The organism is Amorphoplanes friuliensis DSM 7358, assembly GCF_000494755.1.
Lineage (GTDB): Bacteria > Actinomycetota > Actinomycetes > Mycobacteriales > Micromonosporaceae > Actinoplanes > Actinoplanes friuliensis.
In genome coordinates, this window is the sequence record NC_022657.1 from 7,580,469 (window position 1) to 7,604,906 (window position 24,438).

Consider the following 24,438-nt stretch of genomic DNA (forward strand, 5'->3'; position numbering starts at 1 on the left):
CCTTGAATGGGGGGTGGAAAGGGACCTACTTGACCGCGCCGGCGGTCATTCCGGCGCGGATGTGCCGTTGGAACGCGACATAGGCGACGAGCACCGGCAGCATGGCGATCGTCAGACCGGCGAACAGGCCGCCCCAGTCACTGCGATACCCCTGGCTGACCGACAGGGCGGCCAGACCCTGCGCCAGGACGTACCGGTCCGGGTCGGGATTGAGAACCAGTGGCAGCAGGTACTGGTTCCAGAGCCCGAGGAAATTGAAGATGCCGACGGCGACGAGGCCCGGGCGGGCCATCGGCAGCATGACGCGGAAGAACACCGCGCCGTGCGAGCAGCCGTCGATGAAGGCCGCCTCCGCCACTTCGGACGGCAGAGTGCGAAAGAACGAGTGCAGGAAGAACACCGTGAAAGGCACGGCATAGGCCGCATAGACCAGGATCAGCCCCTGGTACGTGCCGAGCAGCCCGAGTTGCTGGACGACGAAGAACAGCGGCACCAGGGCCAGGAACACGGGGAAGAACATCGCCGCGACAAACGTGTAGTAGATGACGCGGTTGCCCCGGAATTCGTACCGGGCCAGGGCGTACGCGACCAGGGAACCCAGCAGCATGGTGAGCAGCAGCGCGCCGCCGACCACCAGAATGCTGTTGAGGAAATAGCGCCCGATGTTCGCCTCGGTCCACGCCCGCACCCAGTTGCTGCCCTGGGGTGAGGCGGGCAGCGACCATGGATCGTTCAGGATCTCGTTGTCGGTCTTGAACGAGCTGACCACGGCCCAGAGCAGCGGCAACGCGGTGACCACGGCCCACGCCAGCATCGCCAGATGCACCGGGAAGGCGGCGTAGGACCGGGATCGAGGAGCGGGAGAAGCCGGCGAGGGGGACACGACGGGCCGTTCGCGCAGAAGTGTCATGCCAGTTCCAGCCTTTCCTTACGACCGGACCGCAGTGCGAGCACCGCGAGAGTCAACGTGGCGAAGAACAGGGCGACACCCATGGCCGAGGCGTAACCGAACTTCCCGTACTGGAAAGCGTTGCGGTACAACGAAAGCCCGATCACCTCGGTCGCGCCGTCCGGCCCGCCGGGCCCGACCGTCATCACCTGCACGACCGCAAAGGCGTCCAGCGCGGCGATTCCCAGATAGACAAAGGCCACCTGCACCGAATCGCGGACCAGCGGCAGAGTCACGCGCCGGAACGTCGCCCAGCGCCCGGCCCCGTCGAGCAGTGCCGCCTCGAACAACTCCCGCGGAATGCTGTCGATGGCCGCGCTGAACAGCACCACGTAGAAGCCCACGGACGACCAGATCAGCACCGCCATCACGGCGATCAGCGCCAGCGACGGCGAGGCCAGCCACGACCGGGTCAGCCCGTCGAGACCCAGGCCTCGCAGAGCGCCGTTCAGCAGACCGGTGTTCGGGTTGTAGACAAAACCCCACAGCACCGCGATGACCACGAGCGACAACAACTGCGGGAAAAAATAGACGATCTGGTACGCGCCGGAGCCCGCGATCCCCCGTCTTCCACCGCGGCCGCCGAGGTGCATCATGCTCGCCAGGAAAAGCCCGATACCGATGGTCACCAGTGGCACCACGACGAGCATCACCGCGTTGTTGCGGACCGCGTCGAGAAAGAGCGAGTCGCCGCCGAGGCGGGCGTAATTGCCCGCCCCGACGAAGTGCGCCTCGCCGGCCACGCCGGTCCAGTCGGTCAGCGACAGGTAGAAGGCCTGCGCGTACGGCGACAGCACGAAGACGACGTGCAGCACCAGCGCGGGCACCAGGGCGCCGACCAGGAACCGCCACCGACCGTGTTTCATCAGCGGGTGTACTTCTTCACCGAGGAGTCCTTGGCGATCGAGTCGGCCGCCTTCTGGATCCGGTCCGACCACTGCACGGCGGTGATCCGCTTGTTCACGAGCTCACCGGTGGCGTCGTCCACGGCCTTGGCGAGCGGCGCGTACCACGTACGGAATCGGTAGGTGAAGGTCTCGGATCCCGCGGCGGTGACCGCGTCGCGGACCGAGCCCAGACCGCTGCTCAGGGTCAGCCCGTCGGTCGCGCCGGTGATCGCGGGCAGCGTGCCCGCGGACTCGGCGAATGCCTTGGCCGACTGCTTCGAGAAGAGCATCCGCAGGTATTCCATGCCCCCGGCGGGGTTCTTGGCCTTGGCCGGGACCAGGTACGACTCACTGCTGGCCGCCTGCACCGCGGTCTGCTTGAAGCCCTCCGACGAGGTCCGCGACGGCACCGGCGCCATCACCATCTCGAAGTTCGGCGGCGTGACACCCTTCTGCTCGCTCTCCAGCCACGAACCGCACGGGATGATCGCAGCCTTGCCCTGCGACCAGGCCGCCTGCGCCTCGGTGTGTGACAGCGCCTCGGAACCCGACAGGATGTAGCCCTTGCCGGCCAGCTCCGCGAACGCCTCGGCCGCGCCGATCAGGCCGGGCGCCTTCCACGCGTTCGGCTCGAGGTTGTCGACGGCCTTGACCAGCGCCAGGCCACCCGTCTTCGCGGCCATGCCGAGCAGCGGGTCGTTGATGTACTCCGGGTACTTCCCCTGGTAGGTCCACGGGGCGATGCCCGCGGCCTTGATGGTCGCGCACAGGGTGAGCATCTCGTCCCACGTCTTCGGGAAGGTCCAGCCCTTCGAGGCGAAGAGCGGCTTCGAATACCAGAGACCCCAGACCGTGTACGTGAAATTGAGCGTCAGTGGCACCTTGTCGAATGTGCCGTCGTCGACCACGCCGGGCAGCAGCGTGTCCCGCACGGTCTTGCCCGGCTCGTCGAACGCCGGGGCGTCGAGCAGCTGGCTCAGATCGCTGACCTGCTTCGAAGCGACGAGGGTGGCGATGTCGAGGCGGCTCGCACCCGTGTTGTCCACGACGTCGGGCGGGGTGTTCGCGACGAACCGGGGCTGCAGCGCCTCCCCGATCTTCTGCAGGCCCTGGTGGTCGATCTTGGCGGCCGGGTACTTCTGCGTGTAGAGCGTTCCCGCCTTCTTCGCGTACTCGTCGCCGTACCCGCCCTTGAAGATCACGACCTCGAGCGGTGCGTCGGCCTTGACCCCCAGGGGGTTGTCGGCGGACTTGGTGCCGGAGTTGCCGGCGGCCGGGTCGGAGTCGTCGTCCCCACCCGTCACACAAGCACTCAGCAGGGGCAGAGCGACACCGGCGGACACCGCGGTGCGCAGCAGCGTTCTTCTCGTGGGGTACGGTCCTGAAAGGGGTGAACGGTTCATCAGCTGGGCCTTTTCCCTAAGCGGTACGCCGGATGCGCCCGGCGTACCGCGCTTCGATTTGTTTGTTGTGCTCCCGCCCGCCCGGCACGTTGTCCGACAGGTAGACCGGCGGGGTGACGCCGAGCGCCAGCAGCCGGGCCACCACTTCGGTGACCATCTGCTGGGCCAGCAGGGCGGCGGTGATCGAGGAGACGGCCCCCACGGCGCCGGTGCCGTAATCGAGGGACGCGTCGCCGTAAGGTGCGCCGTTGTCGAGAACGACATCGGCAAGGTCGGACAGCTTGAGCCCGCTGTCGTGCCGCGGTTCGACCCGGGCCGAGTGCTCGAGCGACGTGATCGCGATCAGCGAATGCCCGCGCTGCTTGACGAGCTGCGCCATCTCCACCACAGCCCCGTTGACACCGGAGTTGGAGGCAATGATGAACGCGTCGTCGGGCTTGATCGGGGCGAGCTCGTAGAGCCGGTGCGCCACCCGCGGGGTGCGTTCCAGCTCCGGGTCGCTGAGCGCGCTCGCCGGCTCTCCGCCGTACAGGACGATGTCCCGCAGGGCGATCTTGTTGGTCGGCACCAGGCCGCCGGCCCGGCCGGCGATCTCCATGGCGAGGGCCTCGGAGTGCCCGCAGCCGAACGCCTGGATCACCCCGCCCGCCTGCAGCGTCGCGGTCAGCAGGTCCGCGGCCCGCGCCACCCCGTCGGCCTGGGTGGCGCCGATCCGGGCGATGGCCTTCTCGATGACCTCGACGTAGTCGGCGCTTCTGATGGTCACAGCGGCTTGTCCCTCCGTGCTCGCTTACGGTTGGCGGTGTTCTCCGGCACGCGGTGCGCGTCGACGGCTCGCACGGTCAGCTCGAGCGCCTCGGCGGTCCGCTCGTAGGTGAGCTGCGCGACGGCGACGTAGATCAGGTCGAGGATCAGCAGCTGCGAGTGCAGCGCCGAGAGGGCCGCGAGCCGGAACGTCGTCTCGTGCACCGCGGTGGTGAAAACGACGTCGGCAACCTCGGCCAGCGGCGACCGCGCGAAAGACGTGACGGCGACGGTCATCGCTCCGTGGTCGGCGGCCTCGGCCAGCATCTCGATCGCCTCGCGCGTCCGGCCGGAATGCGACAGGCTGATCGCCACATCACCCGGACCGAGCAGCGCGGCGTTGGTCAGGGCGGTGTGCGTGTCGGCGCGGTAGCGCACCGGGACCCGGATCCGTTCGAGCCGGAACGCCATCTCACTGCCGGCCGTGCCGCTGCTGCCCAGACCGAAGATCTCCACCCGGCCGGCACCCGCGATCGCGGCGGCGACCCGCTCGACCGCCTCGGTGTCGAGTCCGCTGGCGGTGGCCTGGATGGCCCGGGTATCCGCCGCGGTGATGATGTCGAGAACCTTGTCGGTCTGATCGCCCGGATTGATGTCACCACTGATGTCGGTCTCCCACCGCGCCTGCTCGGCCCGGCCGGTCTCGGTCGCGACGGCCACCCGCAGATTCGCGTACCCCTTGAACCCGAGCGCCCGGCTGAAACGCGTGACCGTCGCGGTCGACGTACCGGACCGCTCGGCGAGGTCGACGATGCTCGCGTGCGCGGCCGTCTCCGGATCCCCGAGAATCGTCTCGGCGATCTTCGCCAGCGCCTCCGGCATGGTCGGTCCCTCGATGCGCAGCCGCACCAGCAGCCCGCCGCTCTCACCCGTCACGTGTGGTCGTCCTTTTCATCAGTTAGCTCTGGCGATGAAAATTACGACCGTTTGAACTCCTGGTCAATGAAAACTTTCTATGCTTCGATCGGCGTCATGATGCTCGTACTGGGCGTGGACGCCGGCGGAACGGCATCTCGCGCCGTTTTGTCCACTTCGGACGGGACGGTGGTCGGCCGCGGCTCGGCCGGCCCGGGAAACCCGACGTCCGCGGGGCCCGAGGCCGTTAAAGCCATCGGTACGGCTGTGCGCGAGGCCCTCGGTGATCGTGACCCTGCGGCCGTCCGCTTCGGAGTTGTCGGTGTTGCCGGCGCGGGAATCCTGGCCGACTCCGCGATCGCGGCGGCGTTTGCGCGGGAGTGGGCGGATCAAGGGCTGACGTGCCCGGTCACCGTGGTCGGGGACGCCGTGACCGCGTTCGCGGCGGGGACGTCCTCGCCGTCGGGGGCGGTGCTTATCGCGGGTACTGGTGCTGTTGCCGCTCGGATCGACAACTGGCAGATCGGGCGTACGGCTGACGGGCTCGGGTGGTTGCTGGGTGATGAGGGGTCGGGGGTCTGGCTCGGGTTGCAGGCGGTTCGTGCGGTTGTTCGCAGCTGGCCTGTAGTGCTTGATCTCGCCGAGGTTGTCGGCCGGTCCGGGCGGGGGCTCGTGGCGGCCGGGCTGGGGGAAGGCCCGACTTCAATGAAGTTGGGGCTGCCGATGGCTGATGGAGGGGTGGCGGTGGGGACCGCGGCGCACGGGCCGGACCCAACTTCCTTGAAGTCGGGCCCACCGAATGCCGACCAAGAACTCGCATCGCGAGCCGCAGCGAACGGGCTGGGCCAAAGCCCAACTTCCTTGAAATCGGGCCCACCAAACCCCGACCAAGAACTAGCCGCGACGACCGCAGCGAACGGGCCGGGCCAAAGCCCAACTTCCTTGAAATCGGGCCCACCAAACCCCGACCAAGAACTAGCCGCGACGACCGCAGCGAACGGGCCGGGCCAAAGCCCAACTTCCTTGAAATCGGGCCCACCAAACCCCGATCAAGAACTCGCGGGGAAGATCGCGGCGCACGGGCTCGGCGGAGACCCGACTTCAAGGAAGTTGGGCCGGCCGGACGCCGATCAAGACCTGGCGGCGGCGCAGAGGCTGCACCAAGACCCAATTTCCTTGAAGTTGGGCCTGCACAACGCCGGTGAAAAGCTGGCAGCGAAGATCGCAGCACATGCCGGCATCGACTCCCGCGACGCACTCGTCCAATGGGCCGGCCGCCAGCAACCAAGCGCCTTCGCCGCCCTGGCGCCCCTGATCTGCGCGGCCGCCATCGCAGGCGACCCGCTCGCCACCAGATTGACGACCGAAGCCGCCGCCCGTCTGGTTGCCACCCTTGGTGACCTGGGTCCGCCGGACGGCCCGGTTGTTCTCGCCGGCAGCCTGCTCACCCGTGACACCCCGGTCCGCGCGGCGGTCCTCGCCGCCCTGCCCGCACCCGTGAGCACCTCCCACGATCCGGCGCTCGGGGCGGCCTGGCTGGCCTTGCGCCACGTCACATCTGCGGAGGAGGCGGACAACCTGCACAGGCGGATGCTTTAACCTCGGTCCGGCGACACGGATCGAGGGGGAACGATTCATGAGGAAGCTCGCGGCCGCTCCGGTGCTGGCCCTGCTGATGCTGGGCGCCTGCAGTGACCCACCGAAGACGACGCTGCCGGAGGTCACCACACCGGTTGTCGCCGCGCCCGATCTGCCGTCGGGGTTGTACGCCCGCAAGGACGACCAGCTTCGGATCTACGACGCCACCAGCGGGAAGCTGACCCGCACAGTCACCGTGCCCGGCGGCCCCGGGATGCGGTTCAGTGCGGACTGGGCCTATGCCGCCGAGGTCGAGAACGGCACCGGGCGGGTGGTCCTCTACGGACTGCAGAACGACAAGTACGTCGACGTGGGTGGGTGGAGCGAAATCACGCTGGGCACACCGGCGACCAATGTCGGTTTTGTCGCGCGTACGGGTCTGCTGGCGGTTGAGCTGAACGGCGGTGACGGCGGCGCCCAGAAGACCGTCTCCGTCGATCCGCGGCGGCCCGCCGAGGCCCCGAAGGACCTCACCGTCACGTTCGTCTGGGGCTGGGACTCGTACGGTGAAGGCGCCTCGGTGGAGAACGTCCTCCTCAGCGACCCGCCCGGCCGTGTCAACCTGCACCGCACCAGCCGTGAGTTGCTCGACGCCACGATCATCGACCAGGACGTCGATCAGGACGGGGCGAGCGAACTTCTCTACCAGTGTGCCGGTCCGGAGGTCGCCGAGTTCACGGTGCTCTGCCACGGTGAGGGCACAGGCGTCGTGGCCGCCCTGACCGCGGGTCCCGCGGACTCCACCGCCGCCCTGCGGCGCATCGCCAACCTGAAGGGCCGGGAGATCGACGCGGTCTTCCGCAGCCCCGACAGCAAGAGCGTGCTCGCCCAGACCGAAACCGGTTTCTACACCACCTCGGTGCAGGGCGGAAAACTCAAACGCGCCTTCGGCCCCCTCCCCGGCAAACCCGAGATCCTCAGCTGGAGCTGAGCAGGTCGGTGGCTTGTTCGCGCATTTCTACCTTGCGGACCTTGCCCGTCACGGTCATCGGGAAGCTGTCGACGAGGTGGACGTAGCGCGGGATCTTGAAGTGGGAGAGCTTGCCCGTGCAGAAGGTGCGGATGTCGGCTGCCGTCAGGGGTGAGGCGTCCGGGCGGAGGATGATCCAGGCCATCAGTTCTTCGCCGTATTTCTGGTCGGGGACGCCGATGACCTGGACGTCGGCGATGTCCGGGTGGGTGTAGAGGAACTCTTCGACCTCGCGGGGGTAGACGTTCTCGCCGCCGCGGATGACCAGGTCCTTGATGCGGCCGACGATGTTGACGTAGCCGTCCGCGTCCATCGTGGCCAGGTCGCCCGTGTGCATCCAGCGGGCCTGGTCGATCGCCTCGGCGGTGGCGTCGGGCTGGTCCCAGTAGCCGAGCATGACCGAGTAGCCGCGGGTGCACAGTTCGCCGGCCTCGCCGCGGGGCAGAGGCAGGCCCGTTGCCGGGTCGACGACTTTCGACTCCAGGTGGGGCATGACACGGCCGACGGTTGCGGTGCGCCGGTCCAGGCCGTCGTCGCGGCGGGTCATCGTGGAGACCGGGGAGGTTTCCGTCATGCCGTAACAGATGGCGACCTCGGTCATGTTCATCTCGGCGACGACCCGTTTCATCACCTCGACCGGGCACGGTGAGCCCGCCATGATTCCCGTACGCAGGGAGGACAGGTCGTGGTCCGCGAAGTCCGGCAGACCCAGCTCGGCAATGAACATGGTCGGTACGCCGTACAGGGAAGTGCAGCTCTCCAGGGCGACTGCCCGCAGGGAGGCCACGGCGTCGAAACCCTGGGCCGGCAGGACCATGCACGCGCCGTGCGAGGTCGCGGCCAGGTTGCCCATGACCATCCCGAAGCAGTGGTAGAGCGGGACGGGGATGCAGATGCGGTCGGCCTCGGTGTATCCGACCAGCTCGCCGACGAAGAACCCGTTGTTGAGGATGTTGTGGTGCGAGAGTGTCGCGCCCTTCGGGAAACCGGTCGTCCCGGACGTGTACTGGATGTTGATCGGGTCGTCGAACGTCAGCGTCGCGGCCCGCTCGTCGAGGGAGAGCCCGTGGCCCGCCGCGGTCAGTGCGTCCCAGCCGGGCGTACCGATGAAGATCGTGTCGCTGAAGCCGATCTCGGCGATCATGCCGCGGTAGTCGCTGGTCTTGAACGCGACCGCGCTGATGAGCAGGCTCAGGCCCGCCTGCTCGACGACGTAGGCCAGCTCGTGGGTGCGGTAGGCCGGGTTGATGTTGACCAGGATCGCGCCGATCTTGGCCGTCGCATACTGCGTGATGACCCATTCCGCGCAGTTCGGCGCCCAGATGCCGACCCGGTCGCCCTTGGCGATTCCCCGGGCCAGGAGACCGCGGGCGGCGTCGTTCACCGCGGCGTCGAACTCCGTGTACGTCCACCGGCGGCCGGACGGCACGTCGACGAGCGCCTCGCGGTCGCCGTGGGCTGCGACGGTGCGTTCGAGGTTCGCGCCGATCGTCTCGCCGAGCAGCGGCACGTCGGAGATCCCGGAGGCGTAGGACAGCATTCCTGCAGCATGGGCCGGGTCGGCGCGACGCACAAGCCGGTCACCGCCGCGGTGCCGGGTGGCCGTGGGAGCGGTCCGCCGGCTCGGCCTGCTCCCGGAGACGGTGAAGAGCTACCTGCGTAACACGATGCGCAAGCTGGACACCCCCTAAGGTCAGGCGGGTGAAGAGACCGACGATCGCCGATATCGCCCGGGAGGCGGGTGTGTCGAAGGGTGCCGTGTCGTACGCGCTCAACGACCGGCCCGGCGTCTCCGAGTCGACGCGCGCACGGATCCTCGCCATCGCCGACAACCTGGGCTTCCGGGCCAATGCGGCGGCCCGCGCGCTGGCGGGTGCACCGGCGAAGGTGGTCGGCCTGGCCCTGCAGCGGCCCGCGAGCACGCTCGGGGTCGAGCCGTTTTTCATGGAGCTGATCAGCGGGCTCGAGGCCGAGCTCTCCACGCGCTCCTACGCGTTGCTGCTGCAGATGGTGCCGGACGACAACACCGCGGCGGAGATCGACGTCTACCGGCAGTGGTGGACCGAGGGCCGCGTCGACGGGGTGCTGCTCTGCGACGTGCGCGCCGACGATCCGCGGGTGCCGGCGGTCGAGGAGATCGGTCTGCCGGCGGTGATCGTCGGGCCGCCGGTGGCCGGTGGCGGGACCGCCAGCCTGTGGTCGGACGACGCCGTGTCGGTCACCGAGGCGGTCGAGCACCTGGCCGGGCTGGGTCATCGGCGGATCGCCCGGGTCGCCGGTCTCGCCGGCCTGGCGCACACCGCCGCGCGGACCCAGGCGTTCGCCGAGGCGTGCGAGCGGCTGGGCGTCACCTCGTTCACCACGTCGTGGACGGACTACACCGGGGAGGCCGGCGCGCGGGCCACCCGTGACCTGCTGCGCAGCAGCCCGCGGCCCACGGCGATCGTCTACGACAACGACATCATGGCCATCGCCGCGCTGGCCGTGGCCCAGGAGGCGGGCTTCGCCGTGCCGGCCGAGCTGTCCATCGTCGCCTGGGACGACTCGCCGGTCTGCGGGCTCGTCCACCCGCCGCTGACGGCCCTGACCCGGGACATCGTCGCGTACGGGTCACACGCCGCCCGTCTGCTGCTCGCGGTCATCGGCGGTGAGCAGGTCGGCAGCCGCCTGGACGAGCCGGCCCACCTCGTCGTCCGCGGCAGCACCGCGCCGCCACCCCTATCCTGATCCGATGGACCTGGAGTTCAGCGGCGAGGTGTGGTTCTGGAAAGGGCCCGCGCCGTGGCATTTCATCACCGTGCCCGACGAGCAGTGCGGGCAGCTGGAGGCGGCCTCCGCGGTGGTCAGTTACGGCTGGGGCATGATCCCGGTCGCCGCCCGGATCGGTGACACCGAGTGGACGACGTCGCTGTGGCCCAAGGACGGCCGCTACATCGTGCCGGTGAAGGCCTGGGTGCGGAAGGCCGAGGAGGTCGACGTCGGCGACACCGTCACGGTCCGGCTCGGCGTCAACGCCTGACCGGGCCGGTGCTGCGCCGGATCTCAAGACGTCCGCTCTCGGCCTGCACGGGTGGCGGCCGCTCCCCCTCGATCGCGGCGAAGAGCTGCGCGGTCGCCAGGCTGCCGTAACCCGCGATGTCCCGCCGGATCGCCGTCAGGGGCGGCCCCACCACCTGGCACAGCGGCGAGTCCTCACAAGCCACGACCGACAACTCCCCGGGTACGGCCAGACCGAGCTCACCCGCAACACCGAGCCCGGCGATCGCCATCACGTCGTTGTCGTAGACGATGGCCGTCGGCCGGGCGTCCCTCCCGAGCAGCTCACGGGTGAGTGTCGCGCCGACAGCACCGGTGTAGTCGCCGCGGACGAGGGTGAGGTCCAGGCCGTGCTTGGCGCAGGCCGCCTGCATCGCGCCGTCTCGGATCGTCGTGTGCACCATCCCGGCCGGTCCGCTCACCCGGGCGATCCGGCGGTGACCGAGCCCGGCCAGATGCTCGACCAGGTCGCGGGTCCAGCCGGTGTCGTCGACCCAGGCGCCGGGCATGCCGTCGGCGGGCGTACCCCCGGCCAGCGCGGCGGGCAGACCCAGCCGGCGCACGACGGCTATCCGCGGGTCGTCGATCAGCGGGTCGCAGATCAGCACACCGTCGACACGCCGCTCGGCACTCCAGCGCCGGTAGACCTGCGCCTCCTCGTCCAGGCCGGTGACGAACTGCAGGGCCAGGCCGAAACCGCGGACGGCCAGCTCGGCCTGGATGCCGGCGATCAGCTGCCGCCGGAACACCTCGACCGTGAGGGCGGCCGACGAGCGCATCAGCACCAGCCCGACAGCGCGGGCGGCGGCACCGTGCAGGGCCAGTGCCGGGCCGTTCGCGCGGTACCCGACCTCGCGGGCGATGCCGAGGATCCGGCGGCGCAGGTCGGCCGAGACACCCGGGCGGCCGTTCAGGGCATAGGACACCGCGATGCGGGACACACCCGCGCGCCGGGCGATGTCGGCCATCGTCGCTGCACGCACCCGCTCACCGTAGTACCCGGGGTTATCCTCCAGCCATGATGCGCGTCGTCGTGACCCCGGACAGAGTGCAGGTCGTCGAGGCGGCGGTTCCGTCACCCGGACCCGGCGAGGTACTGCTGCGGACCCTCGTCGCCGGCGTCTGCGGGTCGGACACCCACGCGTTGCGCGGGCGGCATCCGAACGTGACTCCCCCGTACGCCCCGGGTCACGAGGTTGTCGGTGTGGTCGTCGAGGTGGCACCGGACGTGACCGCGGTGAGCGTCGGTCAGCGGGTGATCGTCGAGCCGGATCTGCCCTGCTGGAGCTGCAAGCAGTGCCTCGCCGGCCGGCAGAACCTGTGCGAGAACCTGGGCTTTTTCGGTTGCGGCTCGGAGCAGGGCGGCATGTCCGACCAGTTCACGATCGACGTCCGCCGCTTGCACGTCGTCCCGGACGGTCTCGACGACAGGACGGCCGCCCTGATCGAGCCGGTCTCCACGCCGGTGCACGCGATCCGGCTGGCCGGTGACGTGAAGGACCGCGCGGTGGCCATCCTCGGTGCGGGCACGATCGGTCTGCTGACCCTGAAGGTCGCCAAGGCCCACGGTGCCGGCCGTGTGGTGATGACGGCCCGGTCCGCGCGGAGCCGGGAGCGGGCCCTGGCCTTCGGGGCCGACGCGGTCGTCGACGCGACCGCCACCGATGCCGCCGACCAGGTCCGCGCCGCCCTCGGGGAGAGCGCGGACGTCGTCTTCGACTGCGTCGCCGAGCAGTCGACCACCCTGCAGGCCCTGCGGATCGCCGACAAGGGCGGCACGGTGGTGGTCGTGGGGGTGCCGGCGGGTGACGTCCAGATCCCCCTCGCCCTGCTGCAGGACAGCCAGCTGCGGATCCAGGGCAGCGCGACCTACCTGCCCGAGGACTACACGGACGCGATGACGCTCCTGGCCGACGGCACGGTCCGCGCCTCCGACTTCGTCACGGCCGTCCGTCCTCTCACCGAGGCGGCCGAGGCGTTCGCGGACGCCGAGAGCACCGCGCACATCAAGGTGCTCCTCGCCCCGAACCCGGACGAACTACGCTGAGATCGACGAATGTCGCACCCTTCGCCTATCGTGCGGCCGGTGAAGCTTGCCGAGCTGGTTGCCGAGTCACCCGTGGTCCTGCCGGACGGGCGGCTGGTCACGCCCGAGAACGGCGGGCCGCCCGCCTTCTGGCTCAGCGGCGCCGCCCCCGCGGCCGGGCTGGTCGCTGAGCTGCGGGCCGGCGCGGCCACGACCGGGCTCCAGCCGCTGCTGCTCTGCAACGACCCCCGGCGCTGGGCGCGCGGCGAGGTCTACCCGGCCGGCATGTCCTCGGCCGACAGCCACCCCACCGGGCCGCTGCTGGCCACCTGGTGGCACGAGTTCGCCCCGGCGGCGCTGGCTTCGCTCGAACCGTACGGTGAGGCCTGGCCCGGTCTGGCTCCTTCCGGCGTTCCCGGAGCCGACCCCGACCGGGCGGCGGAGGCGTTCACGGCCCTGCTGCTGGCCGGGGAGACGCGCCTCGCGCTGGTGGCCGCCGCCTCCGGAGCCCACGCGCTGCCGGTCCTCGGCTGGTGGGCGCCGGGCAACTACACCAACGACACCGGCGAGATCGCCGGAGTGGTCCGCGGGTGGCAGGACCGCTTCGGGGTGCGGGTGGTGGGCATCAGCATGAGCGAGCTCCACCTCAGCGTGGCCGCACCGCCGCGGACGATCGAGCACGCCCGCCAGGTCGCGGCGGAGCACTACTCGTTCTGCCCGGACCAGATCGACCAGGGCACGGGGACGCTGGAGATCTACGCCCGGCAGCTGACCGGCGCCGCCGCCTGGTCGTTCTGGTGGGACTGAGCGACCGGCACCCCTGGCTCTGACGGGCCCGGCGTGGTGAGCTGGCGGGATGACGGACTACGACATCGTCGTCGTGGGCAGCGGCTTCGGCGGCAGTGTCACGGCGCTGCGGCTGACGGAGAAGGGTTACCGGGTCGGCGTGCTCGAGGCGGGCCGGCGGTTCACCCCGGAGACGCTGCCGAAGACGTCGTGGGACCTGCGCTCGTTCCTCTGGGCGCCCGCGCTCGGCCTGCGCGGCATCCAGCGGATCACCCTGCTCAAGGACATCGTGGTGCTCTCGGCCGCGGGTGTCGGCGGCGGCTCCCTCGTGTACGCGAACACGCTCTATCAGCCACCCGCGCCGTTCTTCGCCGACCCGCGCTGGGCCGGGATCACCGACTGGGCCCGCGAGCTGGAGCCGCACTACGCACAGGCGTCACGGATGCTCGGTGTCACCGTCCAGCCGTCGATGACCCCGTCCGACGAGGTCATCCGGTCGGTCGCGCAGGACATGGGTGTCGGGGGCACCTTCCGGCGTACCCCGGTGGGTGTCTTTTTCGGTGAGCCCGGCAAGACGGTGCCGGACCCGTATTTCGGTGGGGCCGGGCCGGCGCGGACGGGCTGCCACGAGTGCGGCGACTGCATGATCGGCTGCCGGACCGGCGCGAAGAACCGGCTGGACCTCAACTACCTCTACCTGGCCGAGCGGGCGGGCGCGGTGATCCACCCGGACACCACGGTCAGGGCGCTGCGACCGGTCGAGGAGGGCTGGCGGCTGACGACGTCCAAGGGCACCTTCACCGCCCGTCAGGTGGTGCTCTCGGCCGGCGCGCTCGGCACCCAGCGGCTGCTGCACGCCATGAAGGACTCCGGGGTCCTGCCGCAGCTGTCCGCGCGGCTCGGCGCCCTGACGCGGACCAACTCCGAAGCGCTGCTCGGCGCCCAGGCGAAGTCGGTGCCGGGCAAGCCGTTCTCGGCCGGTGTGGCGATCACGTCGAGCTTCCACCCGGACGCCGACACGCACATCGAGCCGGTGCGGTACGGCCCCGGCAGCAACGCGATGGGCCTGCTCACGACGCTGCTCGTCGACGGCGGCGGCCGGGTGCCCCGGCCGGTCCGCTTCCTCGGCCAGGCGCTGCGCCACCCTGGGCAGCTGCTCCGGTCACTGTCCAACCGGCGGTGGTCCGACAAGACGATCATCGCGCTGGTCATGCAGACCCTGGACAATTCCCTGACGGTACGCCGGACCCGCCGCGGGCGTCTCACCACCGGCCCGGGCCACGGACCGGCCAATCCGACGTGGATCCCGGTCGGTCACGAGGCGGTACGCCGGATGGCCACGAAAATCGGTGGTTTCCCCGGCGGCTCGGTCGGCGACGTCTTCGACATCCCGATGACGGCGCACATCCTCGGCGGCGTCACGATCGGCGCCTCGGCGGAGGACGGGGTCGTGGACCCGTACCAGCGGGTCTTCGATTGTCCGGGTCTGCACGTGGTGGACGGTTCGGTGATCCCGGCGAACCTCGGTGTGAACCCGTCCCTGACCATCACCGCCCTGGCCGAGCGCGCGATGTCGTTGTGGCCGAATGCCGGTGAGCCCGACCCGCGCCCGGCTCTCGGCCAGGAATACCAGCGGCTGGATCCGGTCGCACCGCGCTCTCCCGCGGTCCCGGCGCACGCGCCGGCGGCCCTGCGGATCACGCCAGCCGCCCCGCCACCGAGTTGAGCGGTGACGAGGCGGGGCCGTTCGATGGCCGGTCCCGCCGGTCCCGACTTCCGCCCCGCAGCAGGAGAGTCAGGACCGGCGAGACCAGGCTCCCTCAGGCGCGAGTGCAGGCCGCGCCGTTGAGGGTGAAGGTGGCCGGTGTGGTGAAGGTGCCGCTGGAGGTGCCCTGGAAGCCGAAGGACGTGCTGCCACCGGCCGGGATGCTGCCGTTGAAGGCCACGTTGCGGGCGGTCACCGCGCCGCTGCTGCCGGAGAGCGTGGCGTTCCACGAGTTGGTGATCGCCTGGCCGGCGGGGAGCGTGAAGCCGAGCGTCCAGCCGTTGATCGCGCTGCTGCCGGTGTTGGCGACCGTCACGTTGGCGACGTATCCACTGCTCCACGAGTCAGCCGCATAGGTGACCTTGCAGGCCGACGTCCCACCCGGCGGCGGGGTCGTGGGCGGCGGGGTGGTGACCGGCGGCGGGGTCGTGCTGCCGCCACCGTTCACCGATGCGGAGAAGCTCGTGACGGCCAGGCCCGTGCCGCCGATCCACGGTTCGAATCCGGCCTGAATGCTCGTCAGATACCACGCACTGGTGATCGCGCCGCGGTTCTTCACGTCGTTGATGAAGTCGAGCACGCTGAAGTTCCAGCTGCTGATCGCCGACGGTGCGACGTACGAGATGACGTTGTTCGAACCGTTGCTGCCCTGCCAGACCTGCCAGCTGCGGCCACCGATGGTGGTGGTGCCGACAACCGAGCCGATCGGCTGGATCGAGCCCTGACGGTTGAACCAGATCATGATTTCCATGGCGTTGACGCCGTCCTTGCGGGGCGACGGGTCGAGCCAGATGTCGTACGCGGCGTCATAGGTGGCACCGGAGACGTAGTTGTAGCTGATGCTGCTGTTCGCGCTGCTGATCGAACTGACCTGGATCGGCAGGTTCGTGCCCGGGGAACAGTTCGTGTAATGGCAGCCGAGGTAGACCGCCGGGTACGACACCGGGGCTCCGCTGGTGTTGCCCACGCCCTGCTGGCTGGTGATGGCAAAACCGTTGTCGGTGACATTGATGCACTGCTGGGCGGTGGTGCCCCAGCGGTTGTTCATCACGGTGTAGCGGCCGCCGATGGTGGTGGACCCGTACTGCTCGCAGATCTGCGTGTCGGCCTGTGCCGGACCGGCGACCACAAATGCCGTGATCGAACCCGCGACGAGCAGAGCGGCCGCCGTGACGGCGCGGACGAGGCGTCTCATGACTGCTCCTGATGGTGGGGGATCCCCGGGGAAGGGGAGTGTGGGAGCGCTCCCACGCAACGTACAACAGATTGACAGACGTGAGAAGTGTTGCGGGCAAGTTTCGTGCATTCGTCGAGGTGACACCCGCACCGAGCGGCCCCCCGGCCGATTTTGGGCACTTCCCCGCAGGCCGGGTACCCGAATGGGACGGATGACGTACGCGACATGCAGGCCGGACAATTTGCACTCACCCGCGTCCGAGGACAGAATGAATAAGCAGTAATTCTCATAGACAATGGCGCCGTCACGGGAGCAACCACATCATGGCCAAGCAGGTAATTACCCTTCTGACCGATGACCTCGACGGCGGGGAGGCCGACCGCACCGTCGAGTTCGGACTCGACGGTGTTAACTACACGATCGACCTGTCGGAAAAGAACGCCGGCAAGCTGCGCAAGGCTCTCGACCCCTACTTGTCGGTGGCCACACGCGTCGGCCGCGCCGGTGTCGAGGCCCGCGCCGCCCGTCGTGGCGCCGCTCCGGCAAGCACCGGCCGCGCCAGCCGCGACCAGAATCAGGCCATTCGTGAGTGGGCGAGCAAGAACGGCTACGAGGTTTCCGAGCGTGGCCGCATCCCGAGCTCGATCGTCGAGGCGTACCACAGCAAGCGATAGATTCACGGCACAGCGGGAATTCGGCGTCGCCGCTCGGGCGACGTCGATTTCTGGTTTTATCGGGAGGTTCGGTATGCCGGTCGTCATCATCACCGGTGCGTCCAGTGGGATCGGCCGGGCGGCAGCGCTACGGCTCGGCCGGCCGGGTACGACACTCGTGCTGGCGGCCCGCCGGGAGGCCGAGCTGGCGAAGGTCGCGGCCGAGATCGAAGCGGCCGGCGGCACCGCGGTCGCCGTGCCGACGGATGTGGCCGACCCCGCACAGATCACCGCCCTGGCCGACCGGGCCGGCCGGGTCGACGTGCTGATCAACAACGCCGGTGTGGGCGGCTCGCCGTCCGTGCTGACCGACGACGCCACCGTCACGGCCATGGTCGACGTCAATCTGCTCGCGCCGATCCGGCTCATGCGTGCGGTGATCCCCGGCATGCGCGCCGCCGGCTCCGGCTCGATCATCAACATCGGCTCGGTGGCCGGTGAGATCGGCATCAGCGGCACCTACTCCGCGACGAAGTTCGCGCTGCGCGGCATGAACGACTCCGTGCGCCGGGAGCTCGCCGGCACCGGCATCGGCGTGACCCTGATCGAGCCGGGACACATCGCCACGGAGCTCACGGCGTACCGGAAGGGGCGGATGCCGGGCCCGGAGATCGTGGTGGACGCGATCGAGAAGGCGATCCGCCGCCCCCGGCGGCGGATCGTGGTGCCCTTCCGGTATCGCCTGGCCATGGCCGCGGCGAGCGCACTCCCCCAGGTCACCGACCGGTCGTTCGCCGGGAAGGCCGCCCGCAAGTCCTAGTAGTGCTTTGTCATCTTTTGGGTGGGTGACGGTGACATATCAATGCTGATCTTGGTGTCCTGGAGGGATGGACACTGCTGAGGTTCAGCAACTGGCCGATGATCTGGACGCGTTCGTGGCGGATGTGTTCGCTTCATTGACCAGGTCGCGGTGGCAGGAGCGCGCCGAGCATTACCTGCGCGGTCTGATGTTGGACGGTCGTCGCAAGTCGATCCAGCCGATGGCGGCCCGGCTTGCCGGGCCGCACGAACAGGCGTTGAACCATTTCGTCACCAACAGTCCGTGGGATGCCGCGTTGGTGCGCCGACGGCTGGCGGTGCGGATGGACGAGGCGATCGTCCCGGCTGCGTGGGCGTTGGACGACACCGGCTGGCTCAAATACGGTACCGCGTCGGTGGGTGTGACCCGGCAATACACCGGCACGGCCGGGAAAGTGACCAACTGCCAGATCGGAGTCAGCCTGAACCTGGTCACCGACACCGCGTCGTGCCCGGTCGACTGGCGGCTGTTCGTTCCCGAGTCCTGGGACCCGGCCAGCGACAAGGCCACCTCCGAGACCCCCGAGCGCCGCCGCAAAACCGGAATGCCGGACGACGTCGTGCATCGCGAGAAGTGGCGTCTGGGCATGGACATGATCGATGAAGCCCGCGGGTGGGGGCTGACGCCGCCGTTGATCGTCGCTGATGCCGGTTACGGCGACGCCGCTGAGTTCCGCCAAGGTCTCGAGGACCGGAACCTGAGCTACGTCGTCGGCGTGAACTGCGCGCATACCGCTTTCACCATCGACGCCCAGCGCACCTCACCCCCGTATAAGGGTGCTGGCCGGCGGCCGCCGCTGATCTACCGGCAAGCCGCACCCGGCCTCAAAACCCACGTCTTGGCCGCCGGCCGCGACGCGACTCGCAGGGTCACCTGGCGCGAGGGTTCACGCCGCCGGGCCGGCAAAGCCCGGAAGATGGGCGGCAGTTTCGTGTTCCTGCGGCTGCGTCCCGCCAGCCTGGTGCATCGCCGGGCCGTCGGCTTCGACGAAGACCTGCCCGTGCGGTGGCTGATCGCCGAATGGCCACCCGGCGAGCCGGAACCGACCCGCTACTGGCTGTCGAACCTGCCCGCCACGACCCCATATCGGCACCTCGTCAGGCAGGCCAAGCTGCGCTGGCGCATCGAACACGACTACCGCGAGGTCAAAACCGGGCTCGGCCTGGACCACTACGAAGGCCGCACCTGGCAAGGCTGGCACCACCACACCACCCTGGTCTCCGCCGCTCACGCGTTTCTCACCCTGCAACGCCTGGACCCAAAAACCCGTGCGCCGGAATGACTCTCTACGCCGTACTCCGACGCCTGCAACACCTGCTGGCCCGCCTCATCGGCACCTGCCCGACCTGCCAAACCCGCTTTCCGCAACGAAAAACCCGCGCGGGAAGAGGACCATGACAAAGCACTACTAGGGGGTGTCTGGTGGATCACGACGGCCTGCGCCGGGCCCAGCTTCCGCCTCGCTGCGCGGTCCGAAAGGCCACATACAACACCGGTATGCGACCTTCCGGCCCACTGGCGACGCGAAACCTGGACCTCGCCGCAGACTCGCCGTGATCCACCAGACACCCCCTAGAGGTGCGGGAGGAGCTTGTCGAGGCGGACCGGGAGGTCCCGGACGCGGACGCCGGTCGCGTGCCAGACGGCGTTGACGATCGCCGCCGGTGAGCCCACGATGCCGATCTCGCCGATGCCCTTGCTGCCCATCGGGTTGACCGTCGTGTCCTCCTCCTCGATCCAGGTGGCCTCGATCGACTCGATGTCCGCGTGCACCGGGACGTGATATTCGGCGAGGTCGTGATTGACCCAGTCGCCCATCGCCGGGTCCAGGACACCCTCCTCGTGCAGGGCCATGCCCATGCCCATCGTCATGCCGCCGATGAACTGGCTGCGGGCCGTACGAGGGTTCAGGACCTTGCCGACGGCGTAGACGCCGAGCAGGCGGGAGACGCGGACCTCACCGGTGTCGGCGTCGACCCGGACCTCCGCGAAGTGGGCGCCGTAGGCGTGCTTCCCGTCCTTCTCCTGCTGCTGCACCAGCTCGGTGCTGTCGAAGAAGGCCTCGTCCCGGCCGGACCCGCGCAGCTCGGTGCAGGCGCCGGTGACCGCCCAGCCCCAGGACGCGCTGCCGGACGAACCACCGGCCACCGAGGCCATCGGCAGGGTGCTGTCGCCGATCCGCAGGGTCACCGCCTCGGCGGGCGCACCGAGCGCGTCCGCGGCGATCTGGGTCAGGATCGTCCGGGCGCCGGTGCCGAGGTCGGTGGCGGCGATCGCCACCTCGAACCGGCCGTCGCCCAGACGGCGGGCCCGGGCCGTCGAGGGCTGCGCCATCGTCGGGTAGGTGGCGCCCGCGACGCCGGTGCCGATCCACCACTGGCCCTCGCGGCGGGCGCGGGGCCGCGGATCACGATCGGCCCAGCCGAAACGGGTGGCACCCTCCCGCAGGCAGGCCACGTAGTTGCGGCTGGTGAACGGCTTACCGGTCTCGGGCTCCGCCGCAGGTTCGTTCCGGATGCGGAACTCGACGGGGTCCTGCCCGAGCTTCTCGGCCAGCTCGTCCAGGGCACACTCCAGGCCGGCCATGCCCGGGGCCTCACCGGGCGCCCGCATCCAGCGCGGGGTCGGCATGTCGAGCCGGACGAGGCGGTGTCCGGTGTGGCGGTTCGCCGCGGCGTACATGTGCCGGGTGGCGACCGTGGTCTGCTCCGCGAACTCGAAGAGCCGCGAGGTCTGCTCGACCGCGTCGTGGCCGATCGCGGTCAGGGTGCCGTCGGTCTGCGCACCCAGCCGCAGCCGCTGGATCGTCGGCGTGCGGTGGCCGACCATGCTGAACATGGCCTGGCGGGGCAGCGCCAGCTTGACCGGGCGGCCGACCACCTTGGCCGCCAGCGCCGCGAGCACCGCGTTCGGCCGGGCCGTGCCCTTGGAGCCGAAGCCGCCACCGACGTGCTCGGTGATGACGTGGACGCGGTCGGCGCTGAGACCGAAGACCTTGCCGACCGCCGCGGCGACACCCGGCGGGTGCTGGTTGGAGTCGTAGAGGACCAGGCTGTCACCCTCCCAGACGGCCGTGGTGGCGTGCGGCTCCATCGGGTTGTTGTGCAGTGCCGGCGTCTCGTAGGTGACGTCCACCGTGACCGGCGCGGCCGCGTAGGCCGCCTCGAACTCGCCGGTGTCCGTGACCGCGGGAAAGCTGGGGTTGACCTTCTCCGGGGTGTAGAGCTCCGGATGGTCGGCGGTCAGCAGCGAGTCGTGGGGCTCCTCGGTGAGGTCCAGGTCGAGGACCTGTGCCGCCCGCCGGGCCGCCTCGAGCGTCCGCGCGACGACAAGCGCGATCGCCTGGCCGCGGTAACTGATGTGCTCGGACTGCAGCACGTCCAGCTCGGGATCGTCCGCCGGCTCCAGCCGTGGGGCGTTGCCGTGCCAGAGCACGGCGATCACGTCGTTGTCCTCGGTTGTCGGGTCGACGACCACGGCGTTGAGGGTGCCCCGGGCGATCGGTGACTGCACCACCCAGGCGTACGCGAGACCGTCGACCGGGTATTCCGCCGCGTAGAGGGCCGCGCCAGTGACCTTGGCCGGGCCCTCGATGCGGGCCAGCGGTTGTCCGACCGCGGACGAGAAGGTGGTGGTCATGCGCGCTCTCCCGTCAGCCGCTCCAACGTGGTCGCCACCAGATTGCGGGCCAGCGTGCGTTTGTAGCCGTTGTCGCGCAACGGCCGGGCCGCCGCGAGCTCGGCGTCGGCGGCCGCCAGGAACGACTCGCGGTTCGCCGGGCGGCCGCGCAGGGCTTCCTCGGCCACGAACGCCCGCCACGGTTTGTGGGCCACCGCGCCGAGGGCCAGCCGGACATCGCGCACGACACCGTCCTCGGCGTGCAGAGCCGCGGCCACCGATCCGACGGCGAAAGCGTAGGACGCCCGGTCACGCGCCTTCCGGTACGCCGAGACGCCCCCGAACCCCAGCGCCGGAACGTCCACAGCGGTGATCAGCTCCCCCGCCGTCAGCACGGTGTCGAGGTGCGGGGTGTCGCCGGGCAGCCGGTGCAGCTCGGTCAGCGGCAGACTGCGGTCCCCGTCCGGGCCGGTGATCTGCACGATCGCGTCCAGGGCGACCAGGGCGACGGCCATGTCGGACGGATGTGTCGCCACGCAGTGCTCCGAGGCGCCCAGGATGGCCAGGTTGCGGTGGTCACCGTTCCGGGCCGGGCACCCCGTACCGGGCGCGTGTTTGTTGCAGGGTTTGGTCATGTCCATGAAGTACCGGCAGCGGGTGCGCTGCAGCAGGTTGCCGCCGGTCGTCGCCATGTTGCGCAGCTGCCCGGACGCGCCCGCGAGCAGCGCCTGGCTCAGGACCGGGAAGTCGCGGCGGACGACCGGATGCGCCGCGAGGTCGCTGTTGCGCACCCCGGCGCCGATCCGCAGCCCGCCGCCCGGAAGCTCGGTGACCTCGCGCAACGGCAGCCTGGCGATGTCGACGAGCACGTCCGGGGTCTCCACACCGAGTTTCATCAGGTCGACCAGGTTGGTGCCGCCGGCCAGGAACCGTCCGCCCTGGGAGGCCAGCGCGACCGCGGCGGCAACGTCGGTGGCGGGCGCATAGTCGAAGGTCTTCATCGGCCGGCCGCCTGGGCGATCGCCGGGACGATGTTCGCGTACGCCCCGCAGCGGCACAGGTTCCCGCTCATCCGCTCGCGGATCTCGGCGTCGTCGAGGGTGATCTCGCCGTCGGTCACTGCGCTGGGCCGGCCCTGAGCGACCTCGTCGAGCATCCCCACCGCCGAGCAGATCTGCCCGGGTGTGCAGTAGCCGCACTGAAATCCGTCGCGGTCGAGGAAACCCTGCTGCACCGGATGCAGGTTGTCACCGGTGCCGAGCCCCTCGACGGTGGTGACCTCGGCGTCCTGCTGACTGATGGCCAGGATCAGGCAGCTGTTGACACGACGGCCGTCGAGCAGCACGGTGCAGGCACCGCACTGGCCGTGGTCACAGCCCTTCTTCGCCCCGGTGAGCTGCAGATGTTCCCGGAGGGCGTCCAGCAGTGTGGTACGCGGGTCCAGGTCGAGCCGGTGCCCGACACCGTTGACAACGAGATCCATGGCCGGGGCGTACCCGCGGCCCCGGGGTTCAATCGCGGCCCCCCGGGTACGCCTGAAGCATGCGAGTGGTGATCGTCGGAGCGACAGGTAACGCCGGTACGGCCCTGCTGCGGAGGCTGCGCGACGAGCCGGGCATGGAACTGGCCGGGGTGGTGCGCCGGCTGCCCGAGGAGACCGGCACGTACGCCGGCGTGGAGTGGCACTCCTGCGACATCGGTGCGCCCGGGGCCGAGGAGCAGCTCGCCGCGGTGTTCCGCGGTGCCGACGCGGTTGTGCACCTGGCCTGGCAGATCCAGCCGAGCCACGACCAGCGGCTGCTGTTCCGCACGAACGTCCTGGGCAGCCAGGCCGTCGTCAAGGCGACGCTGAACGCCGGGGTGCCGTCGCTGCTCTTCGCGTCGTCCGTCGGCGTCTACTCGCCGGGCCCCAAGAACGCGTACGTGACCGAGGCGTACCCGCGGCACGGTGTGCCCGGTTCCTCCTACAGCCGGCACAAGGTGCTGGTCGAGGATCTGCTGGACCGGGTCGAGTCCGACCATCCGACGCTGCGGATCGTCCGCCTGCGCCCGGGCCTGATCTTCCAGCGGGAGGTCGGCACCGAGATCGGGCGCTACTTCGCCGGCCCGCTGCTGCCCGCACGGCTGCTCCGGTTCGGGCGGATCCCGCTCGTGCCCTCGAATCCCGGCCTGCGGGTCCAGGCGGTGCACGCCGACGACGTGGCTGACGCGTACGCGCGGGCCCTGCTCGGTGACGTGCGCGGAGCGTTCAATGTGGCCGCAGGACCGGTGCTGGATCCCTCGGTTGCGGCGAGAGTCTTCCACGGCAAGGAGATCCCCGTGCCGGATCTGCTGCTGCGGGGTGCCGCCGACCTGACCTGGCGGCTGCGGCTGCAGCCCGTCGACGTGGGCTGGGTCCGCCTCGGTCTCAAGGCGCCGCTGATGTCCTGTGACCGCGTTGCCTCCGAGCTCGGCTGGCGTCCGCTGGTCGACGCCGTGCACACGCTCAAGGAACTGGTCGCCGGCATGGCGGCCCGGGCCCACACCGAGAGCCCGCCGTTGTCCGGTGATCCCTCGCTGCCCGGCCGTCTCGGCGGTGTCCTGCGTGGACGGCTGCCCGGCTCGGGCAACCCGTACTGAGACGGGCCGCCCGGGCCGGTCCTGCCGATCAGTGGCCGATGCCGATACCGATGCCGATGGACACCCCGAGGCCGTGACCGTGACCGTGGTGGTGGTGCCGGTGATGCCACCAGACCTCACCGAAGTCGTCGGCCCAGTCGTCGTCCCAGCATTCGTCGTCGTCATCGTGCCCGTGTGAGGCACCGACGGCGTTGCCGTTGTGACTGACGGCGGCCGAGGCGGGTGTGGACAGGACGAGGCCGGCGCCGGTGGCGAGGAACATTCCGGCGATGAGTAGGCCTGCACGTCGCATGGTTTTTCCTTTCGGGTGTGGATATGACACCCGAAATCCTGGCGCGCGGCCGATAGCCGTTTCTGGCCTTTTGGCAATTTGCTGGGGTCAGGCGGAAAACT

23 protein-coding genes are annotated in these 24,438 nt (G+C 69.8%); 11 read left to right on the plus strand and 12 right to left on the minus strand.

Translation table 11 applies throughout. The annotated features are described in order from the left end of the window. Positions 1 to 25: 25 nt before the first annotated feature. The 5 genes from AFR_RS34875 to AFR_RS34895 all read right to left on the minus strand — a co-directional run bounded on the left by AFR_RS34875 (position 26) and on the right by AFR_RS34895 (position 4,919). A complete protein-coding gene (locus AFR_RS34875; RefSeq protein ID WP_041841373.1) occupies positions 26 to 910 on the minus strand; it encodes a carbohydrate ABC transporter permease in 885 nt (294 codons plus the stop codon). Next, positions 907 to 1,815 (minus strand): carbohydrate ABC transporter permease, encoded by a 909-nt coding sequence (locus AFR_RS34880; RefSeq protein ID WP_023561534.1) that lies wholly within the window; start codon positions 1,813 to 1,815, stop codon positions 907 to 909. Before AFR_RS34880 ends, AFR_RS34875 begins: the two co-directional genes overlap by 4 nt. Continuing rightward, complete coding sequence (gene ngcE / locus AFR_RS34885) at positions 1,815 to 3,140, minus strand: N-acetylglucosamine/diacetylchitobiose ABC transporter substrate-binding protein (protein WP_238547176.1); 1,326 nt, start codon at positions 3,138 to 3,140, stop codon at positions 1,815 to 1,817. The genes AFR_RS34880 and ngcE overlap by 1 nt, the downstream gene beginning before the upstream one ends. 115 nt (positions 3,141 to 3,255) lie before the next feature. Then, positions 3,256 to 3,999, minus strand: coding sequence for a sugar isomerase domain-containing protein (locus AFR_RS34890; protein ID WP_438829952.1), 744 nt, complete (start codon positions 3,997 to 3,999; stop codon positions 3,256 to 3,258). A gap of 2 nt (positions 4,000 to 4,001) precedes the next feature. Further along, positions 4,002 to 4,919 (minus strand): MurR/RpiR family transcriptional regulator, encoded by a 918-nt coding sequence (locus AFR_RS34895; protein WP_023561537.1) that lies wholly within the window; start codon positions 4,917 to 4,919, stop codon positions 4,002 to 4,004. A gap of 96 nt (positions 4,920 to 5,015) precedes the next feature. On the opposite strand from AFR_RS34895, the gene AFR_RS45545 reads away from it, so the two are divergent. Then, positions 5,016 to 6,497 (plus strand): BadF/BadG/BcrA/BcrD ATPase family protein, encoded by a 1,482-nt coding sequence (locus AFR_RS45545; protein WP_084298490.1) that lies wholly within the window; start codon positions 5,016 to 5,018, stop codon positions 6,495 to 6,497. Positions 6,498 to 6,534: 37 nt separating this feature from the next. Continuing rightward, positions 6,535 to 7,467, plus strand: a complete 933-nt coding sequence (locus AFR_RS34905; RefSeq protein ID WP_023561539.1) for a hypothetical protein — start codon at positions 6,535 to 6,537, stop codon at positions 7,465 to 7,467. On the opposite strand, the gene AFR_RS34910 is transcribed toward AFR_RS34905, so the two are convergent. After that, positions 7,454 to 9,046, minus strand: a complete 1,593-nt coding sequence (locus AFR_RS34910; RefSeq protein ID WP_023561540.1) for an AMP-binding protein — start codon at positions 9,044 to 9,046, stop codon at positions 7,454 to 7,456. The two genes, AFR_RS34905 and AFR_RS34910, sit on opposite strands and share 14 nt — an antisense overlap. 161 nt (positions 9,047 to 9,207) lie before the next feature. Between AFR_RS34910 and AFR_RS34915 the strand changes: the two genes are divergently transcribed. Together AFR_RS34915 and AFR_RS34920 are read left to right on the plus strand one after the other, a co-directional pair. After that, entirely contained in the window at positions 9,208 to 10,233 is a 1,026-nt protein-coding gene (locus AFR_RS34915; RefSeq protein WP_023561541.1) for a LacI family DNA-binding transcriptional regulator, read from the plus strand. Positions 10,234 to 10,237: 4 nt separating this feature from the next. Next, complete coding sequence (locus AFR_RS34920; protein WP_023561542.1) at positions 10,238 to 10,525, plus strand: DUF1905 domain-containing protein; 288 nt, start codon at positions 10,238 to 10,240, stop codon at positions 10,523 to 10,525. Here the strand turns inward: AFR_RS34920 and AFR_RS34925 are convergent. Continuing rightward, positions 10,515 to 11,510 (minus strand): LacI family DNA-binding transcriptional regulator, encoded by a 996-nt coding sequence (locus tag AFR_RS34925; RefSeq protein ID WP_023561543.1) that lies wholly within the window; start codon positions 11,508 to 11,510, stop codon positions 10,515 to 10,517. The two genes, AFR_RS34920 and AFR_RS34925, sit on opposite strands and share 11 nt — an antisense overlap. Before the next feature lie 50 nt (positions 11,511 to 11,560). Between AFR_RS34925 and AFR_RS34930 the strand changes: the two genes are divergently transcribed. From AFR_RS34930 to AFR_RS34940, 3 genes are read left to right on the plus strand one after another with little or no spacing between them, the layout of a single operon-like run. Next, positions 11,561 to 12,589 carry a zinc-dependent alcohol dehydrogenase gene (locus tag AFR_RS34930; protein WP_023561544.1) on the plus strand — a complete coding sequence of 343 codons (1,029 nt, stop codon included), beginning with the start codon at positions 11,561 to 11,563 and terminating at the stop codon, positions 12,587 to 12,589. A gap of 39 nt (positions 12,590 to 12,628) precedes the next feature. Further along, positions 12,629 to 13,375 carry a DUF4253 domain-containing protein gene (locus tag AFR_RS34935; protein WP_052359539.1) on the plus strand — a complete coding sequence of 249 codons (747 nt, stop codon included), beginning with the start codon at positions 12,629 to 12,631 and terminating at the stop codon, positions 13,373 to 13,375. 49 nt (positions 13,376 to 13,424) lie between these two features. After that, the gene (locus AFR_RS34940) at positions 13,425 to 15,080 is read left to right on the plus strand and encodes a GMC oxidoreductase (RefSeq protein WP_023561546.1); all 1,656 of its coding nucleotides are present in this window, start codon (positions 13,425 to 13,427) and stop codon (positions 15,078 to 15,080) included. A gap of 94 nt (positions 15,081 to 15,174) precedes the next feature. On the opposite strand, the gene AFR_RS34945 is transcribed toward AFR_RS34940, so the two are convergent. After that, positions 15,175 to 16,314: a glycoside hydrolase family 12 protein gene (locus AFR_RS34945; protein ID WP_023561547.1), complete on the minus strand. Its 1,140-nt coding sequence runs from the start codon at positions 16,312 to 16,314 to the stop codon at positions 15,175 to 15,177. Positions 16,315 to 16,619: 305 nt separating this feature from the next. On the opposite strand from AFR_RS34945, the gene AFR_RS34950 reads away from it, so the two are divergent. The 3 genes from AFR_RS34950 to AFR_RS34960 all read left to right on the plus strand — a co-directional run bounded on the left by AFR_RS34950 (position 16,620) and on the right by AFR_RS34960 (position 19,090). Then, a complete protein-coding gene (locus tag AFR_RS34950; RefSeq protein WP_023561548.1) occupies positions 16,620 to 16,970 on the plus strand; it encodes a histone-like nucleoid-structuring protein Lsr2 in 351 nt (116 codons plus the stop codon). Between the two features lie 73 nt (positions 16,971 to 17,043). Further along, the gene (locus AFR_RS34955) at positions 17,044 to 17,769 is read left to right on the plus strand and encodes an SDR family NAD(P)-dependent oxidoreductase (RefSeq protein ID WP_023561549.1); all 726 of its coding nucleotides are present in this window, start codon (positions 17,044 to 17,046) and stop codon (positions 17,767 to 17,769) included. Between the two features lie 67 nt (positions 17,770 to 17,836). After that, a complete protein-coding gene (locus AFR_RS34960) occupies positions 17,837 to 19,090 on the plus strand; it encodes an IS701 family transposase (protein WP_023358104.1) in 1,254 nt (417 codons plus the stop codon). A gap of 290 nt (positions 19,091 to 19,380) precedes the next feature. Here AFR_RS34960 and AFR_RS34965 read toward each other — a convergent pair whose 3' ends face one another. From AFR_RS34965 to AFR_RS34975, 3 genes are read right to left on the minus strand one after another with little or no spacing between them, the layout of a single operon-like run. Then, a complete protein-coding gene (locus AFR_RS34965; RefSeq protein WP_023561550.1) occupies positions 19,381 to 21,447 on the minus strand; it encodes a xanthine dehydrogenase family protein molybdopterin-binding subunit in 2,067 nt (688 codons plus the stop codon). Then, positions 21,444 to 22,427 carry an FAD binding domain-containing protein gene (locus AFR_RS34970; RefSeq protein ID WP_023561551.1) on the minus strand — a complete coding sequence of 328 codons (984 nt, stop codon included), beginning with the start codon at positions 22,425 to 22,427 and terminating at the stop codon, positions 21,444 to 21,446. Before AFR_RS34970 ends, AFR_RS34965 begins: the two co-directional genes overlap by 4 nt. Further along, positions 22,424 to 22,909 (minus strand): 2Fe-2S iron-sulfur cluster-binding protein, encoded by a 486-nt coding sequence (locus AFR_RS34975; RefSeq protein WP_023561552.1) that lies wholly within the window; start codon positions 22,907 to 22,909, stop codon positions 22,424 to 22,426. The genes AFR_RS34970 and AFR_RS34975 overlap by 4 nt, the downstream gene beginning before the upstream one ends. Before the next feature lie 59 nt (positions 22,910 to 22,968). On the opposite strand from AFR_RS34975, the gene AFR_RS34980 reads away from it, so the two are divergent. Beyond that, the gene (locus AFR_RS34980) at positions 22,969 to 24,045 is read left to right on the plus strand and encodes an NAD-dependent epimerase/dehydratase family protein (protein ID WP_041841375.1); all 1,077 of its coding nucleotides are present in this window, start codon (positions 22,969 to 22,971) and stop codon (positions 24,043 to 24,045) included. 28 nt (positions 24,046 to 24,073) lie between these two features. On the opposite strand, the gene AFR_RS34985 is transcribed toward AFR_RS34980, so the two are convergent. Further along, complete coding sequence (locus AFR_RS34985; protein ID WP_148308170.1) at positions 24,074 to 24,337, minus strand: hypothetical protein; 264 nt, start codon at positions 24,335 to 24,337, stop codon at positions 24,074 to 24,076. Positions 24,338 to 24,438: the final 101 nt, after the last annotated feature.

Bases quoted from the DNA above. Each gene is read 5' to 3' on its own strand.
- AFR_RS34875 (WP_041841373.1), bottom strand. From the start codon at position 910: ATGACACTTCTGCGCGAACGGCCCGTCGTGTCCCCCTCGCCGGCTTCT.
- AFR_RS34975 (WP_023561552.1), bottom strand. From the start codon at position 22,909: ATGGATCTCGTTGTCAACGGTGTCGGGCACCGGCTCGACCTGGACCCG.
- AFR_RS34925 (WP_023561543.1), bottom strand. From the start codon at position 11,510: ATGGCCGACATCGCCCGGCGCGCGGGTGTGTCCCGCATCGCGGTGTCC.
- AFR_RS34970 (WP_023561551.1), bottom strand. From the start codon at position 22,427: ATGAAGACCTTCGACTATGCGCCCGCCACCGACGTTGCCGCCGCGGTC.
- AFR_RS34930 (WP_023561544.1), top strand. From the start codon at position 11,561: ATGATGCGCGTCGTCGTGACCCCGGACAGAGTGCAGGTCGTCGAGGCG.
- AFR_RS34945 (WP_023561547.1), bottom strand. From the start codon at position 16,314: ATGAGACGCCTCGTCCGCGCCGTCACGGCGGCCGCTCTGCTCGTCGCG.
- AFR_RS34985 (WP_148308170.1), bottom strand. From the start codon at position 24,337: ATGCGACGTGCAGGCCTACTCATCGCCGGAATGTTCCTCGCCACCGGC.
- AFR_RS34940 (WP_023561546.1), top strand. From the start codon at position 13,425: ATGACGGACTACGACATCGTCGTCGTGGGCAGCGGCTTCGGCGGCAGT.
- AFR_RS34950 (WP_023561548.1), top strand. From the start codon at position 16,620: ATGGCCAAGCAGGTAATTACCCTTCTGACCGATGACCTCGACGGCGGG.
- AFR_RS34960 (WP_023358104.1), top strand. From the start codon at position 17,837: ATGGACACTGCTGAGGTTCAGCAACTGGCCGATGATCTGGACGCGTTC.
- AFR_RS34905 (WP_023561539.1), top strand. From the start codon at position 6,535: ATGAGGAAGCTCGCGGCCGCTCCGGTGCTGGCCCTGCTGATGCTGGGC.
- AFR_RS34965 (WP_023561550.1), bottom strand. From the start codon at position 21,447: ATGACCACCACCTTCTCGTCCGCGGTCGGACAACCGCTGGCCCGCATC.
- AFR_RS34955 (WP_023561549.1), top strand. From the start codon at position 17,044: ATGCCGGTCGTCATCATCACCGGTGCGTCCAGTGGGATCGGCCGGGCG.
- AFR_RS34880 (WP_023561534.1), bottom strand. From the start codon at position 1,815: ATGAAACACGGTCGGTGGCGGTTCCTGGTCGGCGCCCTGGTGCCCGCG.
- AFR_RS34920 (WP_023561542.1), top strand. From the start codon at position 10,238: ATGGACCTGGAGTTCAGCGGCGAGGTGTGGTTCTGGAAAGGGCCCGCG.
- AFR_RS34910 (WP_023561540.1), bottom strand. From the start codon at position 9,046: ATGCTGTCCTACGCCTCCGGGATCTCCGACGTGCCGCTGCTCGGCGAG.
- AFR_RS34980 (WP_041841375.1), top strand. From the start codon at position 22,969: ATGCGAGTGGTGATCGTCGGAGCGACAGGTAACGCCGGTACGGCCCTG.
- AFR_RS45545 (WP_084298490.1), top strand. From the start codon at position 5,016: ATGATGCTCGTACTGGGCGTGGACGCCGGCGGAACGGCATCTCGCGCC.